Annotated in this window: 21 protein-coding genes; all 21 read right to left on the bottom strand. The window is 38.2% G+C overall.

Annotation, left to right across the window (positions count from 1 at the left end):
* Positions 1 to 18: 18 nt before the first annotated feature.
* The 21 genes from AC1UFB_RS00180 to dnaJ all read right to left on the bottom strand — a co-directional run bounded on the left by AC1UFB_RS00180 (position 19) and on the right by dnaJ (position 18283).
* On the bottom strand, positions 19 to 504 hold the full coding sequence (locus tag AC1UFB_RS00180) for a YaiI/YqxD family protein (RefSeq protein WP_061784758.1): 486 nt from the start codon (positions 502 to 504) through the stop codon (positions 19 to 21).
* A gap of 282 nt (positions 505 to 786) precedes the next feature.
* On the bottom strand, positions 787 to 1593 hold the full coding sequence (locus tag AC1UFB_RS00185; RefSeq protein WP_025911626.1) for a pyruvate, water dikinase regulatory protein: 807 nt from the start codon (positions 1591 to 1593) through the stop codon (positions 787 to 789).
* A gap of 36 nt (positions 1594 to 1629) precedes the next feature.
* On the bottom strand, positions 1630 to 2268 hold the full coding sequence (gene ccpN, locus AC1UFB_RS00190; RefSeq protein WP_090752854.1) for a transcriptional regulator CcpN: 639 nt from the start codon (positions 2266 to 2268) through the stop codon (positions 1630 to 1632).
* A 254-nt stretch (positions 2269 to 2522) separates the two neighbouring features.
* A complete protein-coding gene (recO, locus tag AC1UFB_RS00195) occupies positions 2523 to 3290 on the bottom strand; it encodes a DNA repair protein RecO (RefSeq protein ID WP_025911629.1) in 768 nt (255 codons plus the stop codon).
* A gap of 25 nt (positions 3291 to 3315) precedes the next feature.
* Positions 3316 to 3459, bottom strand: coding sequence for a YqzL family protein (locus tag AC1UFB_RS00200; RefSeq protein ID WP_064484023.1), 144 nt, complete (start codon positions 3457 to 3459; stop codon positions 3316 to 3318).
* A 117-nt stretch (positions 3460 to 3576) separates the two neighbouring features.
* Positions 3577 to 4482: a GTPase Era gene (era, locus tag AC1UFB_RS00205; protein ID WP_025911630.1), complete on the bottom strand. Its 906-nt coding sequence runs from the start codon at positions 4480 to 4482 to the stop codon at positions 3577 to 3579.
* A 142-nt stretch (positions 4483 to 4624) separates the two neighbouring features.
* On the bottom strand, positions 4625 to 5008 hold the full coding sequence (locus AC1UFB_RS00210) for a diacylglycerol kinase family protein (RefSeq protein WP_025911632.1): 384 nt from the start codon (positions 5006 to 5008) through the stop codon (positions 4625 to 4627).
* Positions 4986 to 5456, bottom strand: coding sequence for an rRNA maturation RNase YbeY (ybeY, locus tag AC1UFB_RS00215; RefSeq protein ID WP_025911633.1), 471 nt, complete (start codon positions 5454 to 5456; stop codon positions 4986 to 4988). The genes AC1UFB_RS00210 and ybeY overlap by 23 nt, the downstream gene beginning before the upstream one ends.
* Positions 5453 to 7546 carry an HD family phosphohydrolase gene (locus tag AC1UFB_RS00220; protein WP_411831130.1) on the bottom strand — a complete coding sequence of 698 codons (2094 nt, stop codon included), beginning with the start codon at positions 7544 to 7546 and terminating at the stop codon, positions 5453 to 5455. The genes ybeY and AC1UFB_RS00220 overlap by 4 nt, the downstream gene beginning before the upstream one ends.
* Positions 7547 to 7612: 66 nt before the next feature.
* Entirely contained in the window at positions 7613 to 8584 is a 972-nt protein-coding gene (locus AC1UFB_RS00225; RefSeq protein WP_328100987.1) for a PhoH family protein, read from the bottom strand.
* A gap of 3 nt (positions 8585 to 8587) precedes the next feature.
* Positions 8588 to 9775, bottom strand: a complete 1188-nt coding sequence (yqfD, locus tag AC1UFB_RS00230) for a sporulation protein YqfD (RefSeq protein ID WP_328100988.1) — start codon at positions 9773 to 9775, stop codon at positions 8588 to 8590.
* A 16-nt stretch (positions 9776 to 9791) separates the two neighbouring features.
* The gene (yqfC, locus tag AC1UFB_RS00235; protein ID WP_025911638.1) at positions 9792 to 10076 is read right to left on the bottom strand and encodes a sporulation protein YqfC; all 285 of its coding nucleotides are present in this window, start codon (positions 10074 to 10076) and stop codon (positions 9792 to 9794) included.
* A 60-nt stretch (positions 10077 to 10136) separates the two neighbouring features.
* Entirely contained in the window at positions 10137 to 10628 is a 492-nt protein-coding gene (locus AC1UFB_RS00240; protein WP_283880275.1) for a hypothetical protein, read from the bottom strand.
* Between the two features lie 14 nt (positions 10629 to 10642).
* Positions 10643 to 11626 carry a flotillin-like protein FloA gene (gene floA / locus AC1UFB_RS00245; protein WP_100346805.1) on the bottom strand — a complete coding sequence of 328 codons (984 nt, stop codon included), beginning with the start codon at positions 11624 to 11626 and terminating at the stop codon, positions 10643 to 10645.
* On the bottom strand, positions 11626 to 12960 hold the full coding sequence (locus tag AC1UFB_RS00250; protein WP_061784762.1) for an NfeD family protein: 1335 nt from the start codon (positions 12958 to 12960) through the stop codon (positions 11626 to 11628). The genes floA and AC1UFB_RS00250 overlap by 1 nt, the downstream gene beginning before the upstream one ends.
* 151 nt (positions 12961 to 13111) lie before the next feature.
* Positions 13112 to 13555, bottom strand: a complete 444-nt coding sequence (locus AC1UFB_RS00255) for a GatB/YqeY domain-containing protein (protein WP_025911644.1) — start codon at positions 13553 to 13555, stop codon at positions 13112 to 13114.
* Positions 13556 to 13573: 18 nt separating this feature from the next.
* Positions 13574 to 13747 (bottom strand): 30S ribosomal protein S21, encoded by a 174-nt coding sequence (gene rpsU, locus AC1UFB_RS00260; RefSeq protein WP_003152957.1) that lies wholly within the window; start codon positions 13745 to 13747, stop codon positions 13574 to 13576.
* Between the two features lie 236 nt (positions 13748 to 13983).
* Entirely contained in the window at positions 13984 to 15345 is a 1362-nt protein-coding gene (mtaB, locus tag AC1UFB_RS00265) for a tRNA (N(6)-L-threonylcarbamoyladenosine(37)-C(2))-methylthiotransferase MtaB (protein WP_025911646.1), read from the bottom strand.
* A gap of 5 nt (positions 15346 to 15350) precedes the next feature.
* On the bottom strand, positions 15351 to 16100 hold the full coding sequence (locus AC1UFB_RS00270; protein ID WP_061784763.1) for a 16S rRNA (uracil(1498)-N(3))-methyltransferase: 750 nt from the start codon (positions 16098 to 16100) through the stop codon (positions 15351 to 15353).
* A gap of 19 nt (positions 16101 to 16119) precedes the next feature.
* Positions 16120 to 17061: a 50S ribosomal protein L11 methyltransferase gene (prmA, locus tag AC1UFB_RS00275; RefSeq protein ID WP_061784773.1), complete on the bottom strand. Its 942-nt coding sequence runs from the start codon at positions 17059 to 17061 to the stop codon at positions 16120 to 16122.
* A 94-nt stretch (positions 17062 to 17155) separates the two neighbouring features.
* Positions 17156 to 18283: a molecular chaperone DnaJ gene (dnaJ, locus tag AC1UFB_RS00280; protein ID WP_062687058.1), complete on the bottom strand. Its 1128-nt coding sequence runs from the start codon at positions 18281 to 18283 to the stop codon at positions 17156 to 17158.
* Positions 18284 to 18481: the final 198 nt, after the last annotated feature.

Here is an 18481-nt window from a genome sequence, read left to right on the forward strand (position 1 = left end):
GTAGTTCTTCATCAAAAGCTAAATTCCTTCACGTTTCGACAATATTTTTTCGAGTGCTGTGCTGAATTTTTCTCTGTCTTCATCGCTAAAAGCTTTAGGACCTTTTGAATAGCGACCTGCTTTTCTTTCCTTTGCTGAAACATATCGAAAAAAAAGAACCGTATCCATATCGTTCTCACTATATACTTTTCCACGTGGAGACAATACATAAACACGTCGACTAAGAAGCATGCTCGCTAACCCTGTATCCTGTGTTACAGCGACATCTCCTTGCTGAACATGATTTAAAATGTATAAGTCTACTGCTTCCTTCTCACTATCTACGTAAACCCACTTACCAGCTGAAGGGTTTGTTTGCATGTGAGCATATGAAGCAACAAAAACAACCTCAACGCAGTATGTATGTGCCAGTTCTACAATCTCTTTTTTTACAGGACACGCATCAGCATCGACAAAAATCGTATAGTTTCTTTTGCTATAACTCTGTATTCTACATCCCTCCACAGATTCCTTCTACCATTTGTAATTTCATGTAGATTGCGTTTGTCGAATACTTTTTAGACTCAATCCTTGACATTTATATAAATAGTTTATTCGTTCTTCACAGAGTCTAAACCTAAAACTATTCTTTTTTATCACAATTTTTAATTATAATATAACTACGCAATATTTTCTACCATAAAGTTAAAGAGTAGCCCTTCACGCAAAGGGCCATCATTCAGGAATGATGGCTCATAAAGCAACACAGTGTTGTCACGTCATTTCTTCGTGTAACTGACAACTGCTTTATTTCTTTTGTTGAATGATTTTCGCAATAATTCCAGCAGTCTCTTCTACAGCTCGATTTGAGACGTCCACTACTTCACATCCAATTTTATCGACAATTCCTTGGAAGAAATCTAACTCCTCTTTAATTCTTTCAATGTTTGCGTAAATAGCTTGGTCATTTAGTCCTAATGATTTTAAACGTTCTTTGCGAATATCATTCAATTTATCAGGACTAATCATCAGGCCAATGCATTTTTTAGGCGACACGTGAAAGAGTTCTTCTGGTGGATCTACTTCCGGTACGATTGGAACGTTAGCCACCTTTAAACGTTTATGAGCTAAAAACTGAGACAGCGGCGTTTTAGACGTTCGTGATACTCCAATGAGCACAATATCTGCTCGCAGAATGCCTCTTGGATCTCGTCCATCATCATATTTAACTGCAAATTCAATCGCTTCCACTTTTTTGAAATAATCATCATCTAGCTTGCGAACCGTTCCTGGTTCATATCTTGGCGATAGCTGATAGGATGATTGAATTTTATCAATAAGCGGTCCAATAATATCAAAAACTTCCACGCCTTTTTTAGCCGCTTCGTTCAGCAAAAAGTTTCGCATTTCTGGTTTCACAAGCGTAAATCCAATAATTCCATTATTCAACTTAGCCAAAGATACCACTTCTGCTAACGTAGCAGTATCTTCTACATAAGGAACTCGTTTAATAATAAACTCCGTCATATTAAATTGACTGGAAGCTGCTTTGACAACTAATTCTGCTGTTTCCCCAACCGAATCTGAAATTACATATAAGCATGGGTTGTTCATTTTGGCACATCCCCTTAATCATTTTAATCACTTCGATTATAATACTTCATCATGAGCCAGTGCTACTAGTAATTTTGTGATATTTGTTTTGGTCACTCTTCCTACTACCTCAAGTCCTGCGTCTACTTTTTTCACCACGGGAATAGCATCAATTTGTTTCTCAATCAGCACTTGTGCAATATCAATGAGAAGCTCTTCACGATGACAATATGTAATGTTAGGCATCCTAGTCATAATAATATGAACAGGAATTGATGTAAGCTCTTGTTTCCCGATGCTGGCACGCAGCAAGTCTTTTCGAGATAGAACTCCTACTAATAACGACTGTTCATCCACAACAAACAACGTTCCTACATCTTCTAGAAACATCGTACAAATCGCATCGTATACGGACACATTCTCATTGACTACAACAGGAATAGATTGATAGTCCTGAACTTGGATTTTTTTGATTTTATCCGTTAGCAGCTGCGCCCCTGTTTTTCCTGTATAGAAATAACCCACACGAGGTCGTGCTTCTAAATAACCTGCCATTGTTAAAATCGCTAAGTCCGGTCGCAGCGTTGCACGCGTTAAGTTTAGCTTATCTGCAATATGCTCTCCAGTAATGGGACCTTGATCTTTTACAATCTGTAAGATGTGCTCTTGTCTTTTATTTAGTTCGATTTTAATCACCACCTAACCGTTAAATGTGACATACTATTTATAAAAACATTATATACTTTTTATTCAAAAGTAAAAGATGAAAAGATATATTTTTCAAAAGGATTTTTTATTCTATCACGTTACGGCCAAAAAAACATGAAAGATGCCTGTAACTTTTTTAATGACTATTCTCTTTTTTAAATCAATAGTAAAAAGGGCGTCTCAAATATTACTTTATCCTTTGAGGCACCCTCACGTTATGTTATAAAACTCATACGTAACCTTTATTCGCTTTTAGTTGGCAGTGCCGCTTTCAAAGATTCCATTTGAGTTAAAAATCGCTTTGTTTTTAAATACAAGCCTGAATACTCATCATAATATTGATCAATAATAAAGTGCAATTGTTTTTTCGTTTCCGGCTTAACTGAAATAGAGCCTAGTCTTTTTAAATCCATATAATAAAATAAGCGCAGTAATTTAACGGTCATGGGCGTCAGTTTAAAATGATACGGATCTTTTTCTAGGCAACGGTGACAAATAAAGCCCCCTTCGCGTACAGAAAAGTGGAAAGTTCCTTCTTTTGCATGACAGACCGCGCATTCATCAAGAATTGGATATAAACCTAGTACATTCAACATCTTCATTTCATAGATATACATTAAAATTTCAGTATCGTATCCTTCATTCATATAATGAATCGTTTGGTAAAGCAGCTCAAACAGAAACGGATTTGGCTTGTTGTTATCTGTTCCCTTATCCGTTAATTCAAGAATATAAGAAGCATACGCGGTTGTAAAAATATCTTCGCGTATGCTTCTCATAGAAGAAATCACTTCACCTTGCTGAAGAGTTCCCATTCCTGAACCTGCTTGTATAAAGAAATAGCCATACGTAAATAACTGTGTCACAGAAGCTAAACGGCTACTCGGCTTCTTCGCGCCCCTGGCCATTAAGCCTACCTTGCCCAATTCACGTGAATAGATGGTTACAATTTTATTTGATTCACCATAGTCATTCGTTCGAATAACAATACCTTCACATTTTTTAAACAAACTTTATCACCTACTGTTGGGAAGGCTACGAAACTGGAGAATTGAGACCATCAGTATCATCTTCGTGTGCTTCAGGCCCTTCTATTACCTCTTTTTCAAGTTCTTTGAAAAGAAGGTATGTATCGATACTACCTGTTTGTGAAAAGACGTTCCAAGTAAAATTCAACATAGAACTCCCACCTTTCTAATCGTATAGATCAGATACAATTTCAATTCCTTACGTTTAGAATAGCCTTCCTAGCTAAAATCATGTAACACAATTTTTTACAATTTATGATGTGTTAATTTAATATTCATCTTCTCTAAAACCATAGTCTCTTAAGTGTGATGAACGGTTGCGCCAATCTTTTTGCACCTTCACCCAAAGCTCTAAGAATACTCTTGAACCTAGTAAAGCTTCAATATCAGCACGCGCTTTTCTACCTACTTCTTTTAGCATTTTCCCTTGCTTTCCGATGACGATGCCTTTTTGAGAATCGCGTTCAACAATAATTGTTGCTCCGACGTATATAGCACCGTTATCTCGCTTTTGCATGGAGTCCATGACAACTGCAATGGAGTGAGGAATTTCTTCGCGCGTTGAATGCAATACCTTTTCACGAATTAATTCCGTAATGATAAAACGCTCTGGATGGTCCGTTACTTGATCAGCAGGATAGTATTGCGGACCTTCTGGAAGCACTTTTTTAATTTGCTCTAACAAACGCTCTACATTGTTTCCTTGCAAAGCAGAAATTGGGATAATTTCAGCGAAAGGATATAGATCCTTATACGTTGTGATAATTGTAAACAACTCATCTGGGTGAATTTCATCAATTTTGTTAATGACTAAAAACACAGGTGTCTTTGTCTCTTTTAAACGCTCAATGATAAACTCATCACCACGACCTAACCCTTCAGCTGCGTTTACCATAAACAGCACAAGATCTACTTCTTTTAAGGTATTTTGCGCAACTTTCATCATAAAGTCCCCAAGCTTATGCTTAGGCTTATGAATCCCAGGTGTATCAATGAACACAATCTGTGCCTCATCTTCTGTATAAACGCCTTGAATTTTATTACGAGTTGTCTGTGGCTTGTCACTCATAATGGCGATTTTCTGCCCAATTACTCGATTTAAAAAGGTAGACTTCCCAACATTAGGTCTACCAATAATTGAAACAAAACCTGATTTAAATGTATGATTACTCATGTAAAGCCTCCGATGATTGATCCATTCATAATATTCTTATCACCTTTTCTACAACACGTAATCAGTTTAGCATGCTGTAAAAAAGAGCAAATCTTACTATAGCATCATTATAGCACAACGCTATATAGAGAATACAAACAACTCATGAAAAGAAGATGTATTTCCAAAAGATAAGGATGCCAATAACAACAGCAAAACACGCATAAACCAACACTGCCGCAGCGGCAGCATCTTTTGCGTGCTTTGCTAAAGGATGACGTTTAGTTGTAATTAAATCCACTGTTTTTTCAACAGCCGTATTCATAAGTTCTAAGCTAAACATACCTGCAATTAACAGCAGAACAACCAGCCATTCTGTTAATGAGATACGAAACCACAAGCTTGCTAAGATAACTACAAAGGAAGCGAAAACATGAATTTTCATGTTTGCTTCCTTTGTAACTACATACTTAAATCCTTCTATTGCATAGCCAAAGCTACGAACTAATCGTCTTATTCCTCTTTTATCGCGTGAGTCCATGCTCATCTAAAATATCCTTTTGACGTGTAAACATTTGCTTCTCATCTTCAACCGTTTCGTGATCATAACCAAGCAAATGTAAGAAACCATGTACGGTTAAAAAACCTAGTTCGCGCATAAAGGAGTGGCCATATTCTTCAGCTTGCTCAACTGTTCTTGGAACGGAAATAATAATATCGCCTAAAACTCGCGGCATTTCCTCTCCAAAGATTTCAATCTCCCCTTCGCCCATTTCCTCTAAAGCAAAAGAAATAACGTCCGTCGGCTTGTCCTTGTCACGATATTCACGGTTGATTTCTTGAATACGTTCATTGTTTACAAACGTAATTGATACTTCTGTTCCGTCTTCTACACCTTCTTTAGCAGCAGCTACTGCTAATAAGGCTTCTAATGTTTCTTTTTGTTCATTTGTTATTTCATTTGTTTCATCAATAAAGTCAATTAATAAACTCATGCTTTCACCTTCTGTTTTTTTAATTCAGGATACTCAATACGAGAATGGAATATACCATTTAGCGTCTCACAAAGAGCTTGTCTAATCAATTCCAATTCTTTTAATGTAATATCACATTCAATAAACTGCTCATCTTCAACTCTGTCATTAATGATGCTTCGCACTAGCTTCTCAATCTTTTCTGGGGTTGGATTGGGCATCGAACGCACAGCAGCCTCTACGCTGTCTGCAATGCAGATGACGGCTGCTTCTTTTGTTTGGGGCTTAGGCCCCTCGTAACGATAGTCTTCTTCTTTTATTTCTTCTTCTGTTTGTTCCAATGCTTTATGATAGAAGAACTTTAATAAAGACGTTCCATGATGCTGCTCGGCAATATCAACAATCTCTTTTGGTAGCTTATGCTTGCGCAAAATAGCCGCTCCGTCTGTTGTATGAGATGTAATGATATTTTTGCTGACTTTTGGAGATAACGTATCATGTGGATTACGAATATTCATTTGGTTCTCAATAAAATATTGAGGACGCTTCGTTTTACCAATATCGTGATAATAAGCCCCTACGCGTGCGAGCAAACCGTTCGCTCCAATTGTTTCACAAGCAGCTTCTGAAAGGTTAGCTACCATTACGCTATGATGATACGTACCCGGCGTTTCCGTTAAGATTTTTCTCAGTAAAGGATGATTTGGACTAGATAGCTCAATTAGCTTCATTGTTGATAAAATACCAAAGCCACTTTCAAAGAAAGGAAGCAAACCAATGGCTAATACTGAAGAGATAATGCCAGATGCCATTGCCATTAAGCTATAATAACCAAGCTCCATTGTATCTAACTGACCATTTTTAATAAAAATAATTGATAGACTAACAATCACATTCATTAGCGCGACAACGAGTCCTGCTTGAAGCACTCTTGTCTTGCGCTGTTTGTCCATTAAAAACAAGATAGCTGTAATATTACTAATCAAAAAGTAAATCCCTATATTCATATTAAACGCTGTTGTCAATTCACCGTTAAAAATAATGCTACCGCAAATGGCAAAAATGATGCTGGAAATAATGGCAATCTTCTCATTCATTAACACTCGCAGCAAAATACCACCAACAGCCACAGGGGCTAAGTAGCCAATTTCAGATAAATCAATTCGTTGAAAAAAGCTTAAGATTTTCATTAAAGCAATCGTAATACTTGTGATAATTGCATATAAAAGGAGTGGCTTATATGTATTTGCATGAAGGCCTCGCAAATAAAAAGCTGCTCCGCCAATCATAATAATAATTAGCAAACTTAAGCCAATAAACGGTTGCAGCATTCCTTTATTGTTTAACAGCCCAGCAAGCTGAAGCTGACGGTAGATATCCGCATTGATGAGCTGATTTTCTTCCACAATAATTTGACCTTGTTTAATCCGCACAGGCTCTATTTTTTCAACTGCTGCTTGGCGATTTTCAGATGTTTTTTGTGGATCGTAAATGACATTTGGAATAATAGAAGATCTTGCGATTTCATTCATCGCAGCCTTTAAGCTAGAACTTACATTAGTTGTATACACCAGCTGCCCCTCAGCTTGGTCTTTCATTTCTTCTAAGTCACTAATCATAACTTGGTTTTTCATTACGTGGTGGACTGCTGTAACAACCGCATCTTTTGCAACCGATAATTCTTCTTTGTTCGTCTGTAAAAGCTCGCTAATTGCCTTGTCAGATAGACCCTTACGAATATTATCTGGAAGCTTGTCCTGCAACATTTCTTGCTTGCTTGTTTCGCTTTTATTTTCTAACTGGTCGTACTCTTTATTCACTTCAATAATAGCATCAAAAATAGATGCAACAAGATCGACCTGGTTTTGTGCATATTCTGTTTTTTGTGTATACACATCTTCAACTGCTTCTTTTGCCTCTGCCTTCTTCTTTTCTGTACTTTCTTTATCTTCAATTGTCACAGGTGAGTAAATCGTCTCCGGTGAAATCGATAAAAGCCTCAAGTCCAATTCTTCTGGCTTTACATTGCTGTACATAGACGCAAACATAATGAGACCAATTAAAGCATATAACCCTAGTTGAATTAACCGCAGCTTTTCGATCTGTGCCATTGTTTGTTTAAAAAACCGAAACTTTGACACACCAATTTCCCCCTTTTACAAAAAATAGACCCTAAATTAAAGGGTCTCTTTGTCAAATTGGTCATACGCTTGAATGATTCGACCAACCAATGGATGACGAACGACATCTGATTGATCTAAATGGATAAACGAAATGCCTGTTACATTATTTAATATTTTTGTAACTGACCCTAATCCAGACTTCACACCTCTAGGCAAGTCCACCTGTGATACGTCACCTGTAATAATCATTTTTGACCCGAAACCCAATCGAGTTAAAAACATTTTCATCTGTGCTAATGTTGTATTTTGCGCCTCGTCTAAAATGACAAAAGCATCGTCTAATGTACGGCCACGCATATAAGCAAGTGGAGCAATCTCAATTACTCCTCTTTCTATTAGTCGCTGCGTATGCTCCGTTCCTAACACATCATGCAGCGCATCATATAGTGGTCGTAAATAAGGATCTACCTTTTCTTTTAAATCTCCTGGTAAAAAACCTAAGCTTTCCCCTGCTTCAACAGCTGGGCGCGTTAAAATAATACGCTTTACAAAACCATTTTTTAAGGCGTTAACGGCCATTACTACGGCTAAATACGTTTTTCCCGTTCCCGCTGGTCCAATACTAAATACAAGGTCATTCTTTTTAATAGCAGAAATATAGTGACTTTGCCCTAATGTCTTAACACGAATTGACTTACCCTGTACATTTTTGGCAATCTCTTCTTCATATACATCTTCAAAAAACTCCAGCGTACCTTTTTTAGCAAGCTGAATTGCATAGACAACATCTCGTTCTGAAATTGTAATGTTTTTACGAATAATTGTTACTAGCTTCTTTAACATTTCTTCAACGGTTTGTACATCTTCAGGGTTACCTGAAACAATGACTGTTTCACCTCGAGAGATGATGTTTACATTCATTTCTTCTTCAATTCTTTTCAAGTTAACATCCTGAACACCGAATAAAGAAATTGCTTCGTTTGAATCGTCAAGTTGTACGTTAATTGTTACTAGCTGTTCTGACATTCCTCAATCTCCTTGAATAATTGGTTGGGTACTCGCAATATTTTCTATAACTTGGTAATGTATTGATAATTTTACTTTACCATTCTCAAGTTGCTGGTGCAAAACTTTTTCACCTTTTATTTCAGCATCTTCACTTAAAAATGCTTTTAATTGTTTTCGACCCGTTTCAAGCCCTTTGGCAACGGCTTCTTGTTTAGAGTATACCCGTTTTGTAGTTTGATCTTCTCTTATAATCACTTTTTCATAAGAAAGGGATGTTTTCCACTTGAAAAAGTACAGCGGCTTCACTTCTTTTTCAACTTTTGTCGTTCTATACTTTTCTTTTGAAAACGCCCAAAGCGGCATTTTAAATGCGCTTAAATCTAAGTAGTGCTTATTATAGGATTCTCCAGTCAGCACATGAAAATTAGTTTCCAGTGGAACTTCTACTTCAGACCTGTACCATGTCTCCCCATAAACTTCCCCTTTTGCTGATACAACCTTCTTATTTTTCTCGTTACCAATAATACCAGAAACCAGTACTTCACCTTCATTTACCACGTCGTTTACTTTTACCAAAGGTTGTCCTTTCTCAACAAACATTTTTGTAATCGTTGCTTTTTTAGCTGCAACTAAATGCTGATGAGATGATTTCTCCTGCTGCTTTGGTTCATTCTTCTCAACAACTTGAAAGTGATAAGAAGTTCCCTTAACCTCTACACCGACCCATGTGATATTATTCATGGAGTCGGTTAAGTAACGCTGTATTTGCTCAGGACTACCTAATGAAAATTGAAATTCTCCTCTCTTAACGCCAACTTCCTTTAGCTTCTTGGTCATTTCATATTCTGTTTCTGGAGAAGCTCCAGTTATCTCAACTTTCCATATCATATTAGATAGCAGCGTAAGCAAAAGAAAAAAAGAAAGAACGCCTAATACAAACCCGCTGTTTCTCCACATTGTTTTTGTAAAAAAAGGAAAGCCTTGCCGACGTACAAAATAAATTTTGCAGTCAGCTTTTCGAATCAGTATACGAATTTTTTTGACGTCTTTCAACAAAATAGTGGCTGTAATACAACCCTCTTCTACTTTTTTGACATGAGAGATCATAATTCCTTGGCGCACGCATAAATTCACAAAACGTTCAATACCTTTTCCAACAATTCGAATTCGAACGGTTCCAATAATAAAGTTTGTCCATCCATTCTTCATTATGTTCCTCCTACCCTTACTGTTCTAAATAAAGAACTTGATTAATTTTCCCTTCTAACACTAATTCTTCAGGTAAAATCACCTTTATCACGAGTCCTTCACCGCGGACTAGCATTTGTCCCTGCTTCAACAACACTCGTATTTCAGTATCAGAAAAGGCTAATAAACCTTTGTGATTTTCAATATATATGTGTATTTGTCCAACTAACGTAATCCGAGGAAGATCCATTAACACATCAGCGGGTAGTTCCATCGTTTTCGTCATCCATCTTTTCATTTGCTGTCTCCATGTTTTGCTCATAAAAAAGAACCCCCTTTCATCTCATGTTTATGAGAAAGGGGGTTAATGTATCACATCTATTTATCTTTTATAACTTCGTCTTTTCGACTTTGGCGGTCCTAGTACTTCCGACCAAATAACACCTTGAATTGCTGCTTTCTTCGAAAACACAACGGGACGAGTAGATGTATCCTGCTTTTTGTCGATAGATGAAACTGAGCTCGTTTCAGCTCGCTTTGGTATTTCTCTTTGAGTCTTTAATTGTTCAAGCTTTTCCTGAAGCTCATTCCGAACGGCTTGAGCCTCTTCTTTCATATCTTTCTTAGCTTCTACTACCGTTTCTTTTTTGTTGCGCTCAGAAGGACGATAGGGTATTCGTTTTGGTCGATTTCTCTCTTCTCTAGAAGTAGGATTACCAACAGGAGGCATTGGCTGGCGCTGTGGGCGTTTTTCTTCCTCTTCTGCCCCTGAACCAATATAACGTTGAATAACGTTTAAAATAAAGCCTCCGACGATGATAACAAGAAAGAGATGTCCGATAATAAATTCAAATATGCCTTGAATTATGTTCATGAGGAGAGCCCTCCTTATTTCTCTTCGTCATCCTGTCCCATTTTGCCGATAGAATCTCTCATGTCCGTGTCTGCATCAATGTTTCGGATATTCATATAATCCATCACGCCAAGGTTACCAGAGCGCAGTGCTTCTGCCATCGCTAACGGAACTTCCGCTTCCGCTTCTACTACTTTTGCACGCATCTCTTCTACTTTTGCACGCATTTCTTGTTCTTGTGCTACAGCCATTGCACGGCGCTCTTCCGCTTTTGCTTGTGCAATGTTTTTGTCAGCTTCCGCTTGGTCAATTTGAAGGACTGCACCAATGTTTTTACCGATATCGATATCTGCAATATCAATTGATAGAATTTCAAAGGCTGTTCCTGAATCCAACCCTTTTGTTAAAACTGTTTGTGAAATCATATCTGGGTTTTCTAATACCTTTTTATGATCTTGCTGAGAACCAATTGTAGAAACAATCCCTTCACCGACACGGGCAATAACTGTTTCTTCTCCAGCTCCCCCTACTAAACGGTCAATGTTTGCACGTACTGTAATACGAGCTTTTGCTTTTACTTCAATACCATCCATCGCCACACCTGAAATAAAAGGTGTTTCAATTACTTTTGGATTAACGCTCATTTGAACAGCTTCTAACACATTACGACCCGCTAAGTCAATCGCAGCTCCACGTTCAAATGGTAGTTCAATGTTTGCACGCTGAGCAGCAATTAACGCATTAACCACGCGGTCAACGTTACCACCTGCTAAGTAGTGGCTCTCTAGCTGATTTGTCGAAACATCCAGTCCAGCTTTACTTGCTTTAATTAATGGATTTACAACGCGAGACGGGATAACGCGACGTAATCTCATTCCGACTAGTGTAAAGATACTAATACGTACACCTGCTGCTAATGCTGAAATCCACAGCATTACCGGTACAAACGTAAAGAATACGGCTAATAGTATAATGCCTAAGCCAATTGCAACAAAAAATAATAAGCTACCTGGTTCCATTATTTAACTTCCTCCTCGGTTGGTAAGTCTTTCACTTTTCGTACCACAACTCGTGATCCTTCTACTTTCATCACTTTCACTTTAACATCTTTTGCTAAATAATTCCCCTCTGATACTACGTCGATGTATTCATCATTGATTGAAACTGTACCAGATGGTCGAAGTGGTGTAATTGTTACCCCTTCTTTACCGATCAATTCATAACGATTTTGGTTAGAAACATAACCCGACTCTGTATTAAGTGAGTCACTTAATACCATCTTTCTCAACGTTTTCATTCTCTTACCAAAAAATTTCATCATAACAAACGCTCCTCCCAAAGCAACAGCACAAGCAATGATTAACGACACTCCCATTTGCACGTAGTTATCCGTAGTGAGAAAGAAACTAACAAAAATAGCCCCTAACCCAATTATTCCTAATATTCCACCTGGTAAGAAAAGCTCTAAAAGCAGAAGAACAATTCCAATAATAAATACAATAATTGCTTCCATTCCTGCTAATCCCGCTACCAGATGACCATAAAAGAATAGAAGTAGCGCACCAATTCCCATGGAACCAGCTAAACCAAACGTTGGCGTATAAAGCTCAATCACTAAACCTAGTCCTCCTATCGACAGCAAAATTGGTACGACTACTGGATTGGTAACGAAGCGAGCGATATGCTCTGCCCAGCTAACCTTTGTTGTAATCACATCCGAATTTTCATAGCCTAATTTATCTAATAGCTCATTTAAATTAGCAACTGTTCCTTCAGAATATTGTACGTCTTCCGCTTGTTTAGGAGTCAGCGTTAGCAGTTCTTTATTCGTTATGTCCAGCTCTGGCAGCTCAATCGATTTATCTGCCATTGCCATTGCATATTTTGGGTCGCGTCCATTTTGCTCAGCGGCGCTTTTCATCGCTGATAGCCAATAAGACTGTGCTTTGTCGTCCGCTGCGTTACCTGACCCATCAATAACAGCTGCAGAACCCATTGTTGATCCAGGAGTCATATAAATTTCATCCGCATTTAAGGCAATGTATGCTCCTGCGGATAATGCTTTTTTATTGACGAGCGCAACAATGGGAATATCCGTTTTTGTAATACTTTTTCCAATATCAGAAGCAGCATCTACGGCCCCACCAGGCGTATTAATATCTAACACAATTAAATCTGCCTTTTCGGTTTCTGCTTCTTTAATACTACGGTTTAAAAAAGCGAGAAGTCCTTTTTCAACTGTATCCTCAACTGGAATGACATATACTTTCTCTGAACTAGCAGTGAAGGCTTGTGGCAAGAAACAAAGTATGATAAACGTAGCGACAATGATGCTTACAGTTATTTTTTTCACTTATTCTATCACCCCTCCTCTCTTTGCATCATATGAGTGCTTATCTTCTTATACGATTAACTTTACAAATAGTTTCAAGTTTTTGAAACTTTTTATGTATGAATATGAACCTATAACATATAAAAAACACCTTACGTGTGTAAGGTGTTTTTTACGATAAGTGTTGAAGAACAAGCTTATTTACAAGAGAGCCATCAGCTTTACCTTTCACTTTAGGCATAAGCGCTCCCATAACTTTCCCCATATCAGCTTTAGAGGAAGACTGCGTTTCTTCAATCGTTGCTTTAATCAATTCGCTTAACTCTTCTTCACTTAGTTGCTTAGGCGCATAAGCTTCTAATATAACTAATTCAGAATGAATTTTATCAACAAGATCTTGACGACCTGCTTTCTCAAATTCATGGAGGGAGTCTTTACGTTGTTTGAATTCGCGAGAAATAACCGTCAACTCGTCTGCTTCAGTTAGATCGTGGCCCAACTTAATGGCTTCATTTTGAAGAGATGCTTTTACCATGCGAATCACAGTTAGCTTCTCTTTCTCTTTGTTTTTCATCGCTTGCTTCATATCACTATTTAAACGCTCGAGAAGACTCATAATAAATCCACCCTCTTATTAAAACTTGCGCTTTCTAGCAGCTTCAGATTTCTTCTTACGCTTTACGCTAGGCTTTTCATAGAATTCGCGCTTTCTTGCTTCTTGTAACGTACCAGTTTTTGAAACTGAACGTTTGAAGCGACGAAGAGCATCTTCAAGCGATTCGTTTTTACGAACAACTGTTTTTGACATTCTAATTCCCTCCCTCCGAACAAAACCACTAACATCATAATGACATGTGTTAGACATGTCTTTTGCCATTATAATATAATGAACTCTTAAGGTCAACCAGTTTAAATAAAGTAATAAACCCATTCAATTGTATTTTATGAATTCACTTATTAAACCATACCCATTTTCTCAATCAATTATAAAACTTGCACACGCAGGCTTTCTTTATCTTCCAAACCTGCGTGTGCTTTTTGAAATTAAGAACTTAGTTTAACGCGATCTGCTGGCATTTCTACATCGTCCATCACACGTACAAACTCACCTTCGTTATATGGGTAACCAGCTTTAGAAATTTTTACTTTCACAAGCTTTCCAACCATTTCTTCCGTTGCTGGGAACACTACTTTCAAATAGTTATCCGTGTAACCAACGTACAGATTGCTATTTGATTCTTCTTTGTAACGTTCTTCCGGAATAACTTCCAATACTTCACCTTCAAATTCTGAAGCATACTCTTTCGCCAGTTGATTTGAAAGCTCGATTAAGCGATGTACGCGCTCGTTTTTCACTTCTTCATCAATTTGGTCATCCATGCGAGCAGCAGGTGTACCTGTACGCTTAGAGTATGGGAACACGTGAAGCTCTGAGAATTTATGCTCTTTAATGAAGTTGTATGTTTCCATAAACTCTTCTTCTGTTTCACCAGGGAATCCTACAATTACATCAGATGTAATCGCAAGTCCAGGTAACGCTTCTTTTAAGCGTGTCAAACGCTCTCCAAAGAATTCCATTGTGTACTTACGACGCATGCGTTTTAACACCGTATTTGACCCGGACTGAAGGGGCACGTGTAAATGACGAACAACCATTTCAGATTTATCCAACACGTCGATAACTTCGTCTGTAATCTGACTAGCTTCAATTGATGAAATACGGATGCGTTTTAATCCTTTTACTTGAGACTCTAAATCACGTAATAGCTGTGCAAGATTATAATCTTTCATATCTTCACCGTAGCCACCCGTATGAATTCCCGTTAAAACAATCTCTTTATAACCAGCATCTACTAATTGTTGAGCTTGCGCTACAACTTCTTTTGGATCGCGTGAACGCATTAAACCTCTTGCCCAAGGAATGATACAAAACGTACAGAAATTGTTACAGCCTTCTTGGATTTTCAAGGATGCACGCGTACGGTCCGTGAAAGCTGGTACGTCTAATTCTTCATATACGCGTGTTTTCATGATATTTCCTACGCCGTTAATCGGCTGGCGCTCTTGTTTAAATTGTTCAATGTAATCTAGCATCTTCACGCGATCTTGTGTACCTACAACGATATCAACGCCAGGAATCGCCATTATTTCTGCTGGTGATGTTTGTGCGTAACATCCTGTTACACAAATAACAGCATCTGGATTTTTACGAATTGCACGACGAATTACTTGGCGACTTTTTTTATCACCTGTGTTCGTTACCGTACAGGTATTGATAACATATACATCAGCAGTTTGTTCATATTCTACGCGATCGTAGTTAGCTCCTTTAAACAACTGCCAAATAGCTTCTGTTTCATAGTGATTCACTTTACACCCTAACGTGTGGAAAGCAACTGTTGGCATTGTGTTCACCCCATTAACTCAGTTTGATATGAAATAGCAGATAGCACGTATAGCGGTGCTGTTTCTGCACGTAAAATTCGAGGACCGAATCCACATTTAATAAATTGATGTTCTTCTAAAAACGCAACTTCTTGTTCTGTGAGTCCACCTTCTGGTCCAATAACAACCAAAAGCGAATCACCTGGCTGTAGATTAGATAAAACATGATGCAAATTAGAAGACTCACCTTGCTTAGCTACTTCTTCATACGCTACAATTTTATGCGTACAGTCGCTTGCTGCAACGAGCTGTTTTAAAGTCATCGGACTGTCAACAGCTGGCACTATGGTACGATGAGATTGCTCTGCAGCTTCCTTTGCAATTTTGTTCCATCGCTCTAATTTCTTTTTACCTTTTTTCTCGTCCCATTTCACAATGGAGCGATCCGCAATAAAAGGGATAAACCTCGTTGCGCCAAGTTCTGTCCCTTTTTGAATAATAAGCTCAAGCTTATCCCCTTTAGGCAACCCGCTCACAATCGTAACTGTCACAGGCATTTCTTTTTCTTCACTTAGCCATTCTATAATAGATCCTTGGATTTCGTCAGTGGAAATCATTTCAATCTCACAGAGAGCCGCTTGTCCATTTTCATTGCAACAAATAATACGTTCTCCTTCTGACATTCTCATCACTCGCTGAATGTGGTGAGCATCTGATTCAGTAATTCTCACCGTTTTATCAACAAATTGATCATTTTTTAGAAAATAACGTTGCACAGCTACACCTTCTCACTTATCAAGCTTGTTTAGTCGCAATAATAGCTACCCAATCTTCCATCATTGTTACTTCTTCAATAACAAATCCAGCCTTCACAAGCGCTTCTTTTACTTCTTCTTTCTTGGCACTAATTATGCCTGATGTAATAAATGAACCGCCTGGCTTCAGAACCGCATATGCATCGTCAACAAAACGAACAATAATTTCTGCTAAAATATTTGCAACAACAACGTCTACAGGACCTTCAATATTATTTAAAAGGTTATTTTGAGCAACCGTTACAGCATCTTGCACTTTGTTTAGCTTTACGTTTAAACGAGCAGAACGAACGGCTACTTCATCAAGATCAAGTGCTCTTACAGATTTTGCTCCAAGCATTGCTGCACCAATACTTAAAACGCCAGAACCTGTTCCAACATCGATAACCGTATCATTTTCTTTAACCGTTCGTTCAAGTCCTTGCAAAGACATGACCGTTGTTGGGTGGGTCCCTGTTCCAAACGCCATCCCTGGATCTAATTCAATAATTAATTCATCTGTGTTGACTTTTTCATAGTTTTCCCAAGTAGGGACAATTGTAAAACGCTCAGATATTTTTACAGGATGATAATATTTCTTCCATGCAGTTGCCCACTCTTCTTCATTTACCTCACTGATTGTCACCTTGTTTGCACCTAAATCAAAGTCATAAACTAACAGGCCGTTAATAGCCTCTTTAATACCTTCAACCGTCTCACCTAAGAAGCTATTTACAGGAAGGTATGCTTTTACAATTACGCCTTCTTCAGGGTAATCATCGGCATTAAGCTGGTAGATTTCCCCAAAAGTTGTATCCCTTTCTTTTATTAAATCTGCAGGATCTTCGATTACAACACCGCTCGCTCCTGATTCATGTAAAATATGTGAGATTGGTTCAATCGCTTCCTGTGTCGTATGAATACAAATTTCAGACCATTTCATCTCTACCAACTTCATCCCTTCTATTTTTTCACTTCATTTTGTTTTATGACAGCTGACAGGTTGGTAAAGCATTTTACCAACCTGTCAGTGTTTACTATTCGCCTTTAATTGCTCTCTTTACTTTTGCAAAGAAAGAATCGTGCTGCTCATCAACTGCTTCTTGTCCGCTTAATTCTGCGAATTCTCGGATCAATTGTTTTTGTTTCTCAGAAAGCTTTGTTGGTGTAACAACGCGCACGTGAATATGCTGGTCACCCTGACCATATCCTCGAACGTTTGCTACACCTTTCCCTTTTAGTCGGAACCTCGTACCCGTTTGCGTACCTGCAGGAATTTTCAACTTTACTTTTCCATGCAGCGTCGGTACTTCCACTTCATCTCCCAGTGCGGCTTGTGCAAAGGTTAACGGCATTTCACAATAAATATCATCACCGTCACGCTCAAAGAGTTCATGTGATCGAACGTTAAACACAACGTATAAGTCTCCAGATGGACCGCCATTTGCACCAGGTTCTCCTTGGCCACTCACGCGAAGCTGTTGACCATCATCCACACCAGCTGGAATTTTCACATTAATTTTGCGACGTTTTGTTACTTTTCCTTCTCCGTGACATGTTGAACATTTCTGCTCAATTTTCTTACCAGTTCCATTACAATGATGGCAAGCACGACGGTTTACTACACGACCAAACGGCGTGTTTTGTTCCACATTTAATTGCCCAGAACCGTTACAGTGTGAACATGTGCTTACTTTTGTACCTGGCTTTGCACCTGACCCATTACATGTGTCACATGTTTCTTCACGAGGAATTTCAATTGTTGTTTCTTTCCCAAATACCGCTTCTTCAAACGATAACGTCATCGTATATTGTAAATCGGCACCTTGTCTTGGCGCATTAGGGTCTCTTCTACGACCTCCACCACCAAAGATTGAACTAAAAATATCTTCAAAGCCAAAGCCGCCAAAGTCTGATTCGCCGCCAAAACCACCAAAGCCTTGATTTGGATCAGTATGACCAAATTGATCATAGTGTGCTTTCTTTTGATCATCACTCAATACTTCATATGCTTCTTTGACTTCTTTAAATTGCTCTGCAGCATCCTCGGCTTTATTAATATCTGGATGATATTTTTTTGAAAGCTTACGGTACGCTTTTTTAATTTCATCTTTTGTAGCGCCTTTGCTGATGCCGAGTACTTCATAGTAATCTCGCTTACTCATCAATACTCACTCCCGAATCGTTTCACATAAACGTAATTGTATCATCATTAATCTTTCCATCGCAACAGAAAAGTTAAGCAACACACCGAACCTATTGTGAATTGCTATTTTTGTACGTTAAAAAAGTCAAAGCCAAGAGATAGCTTGACTTTGACTTTTGAAATCCTGTGAATTGCACCGTGGCGTCCTTCACATTAG

This window comes from Priestia sp. KCTC 13724, assembly GCF_056820425.1.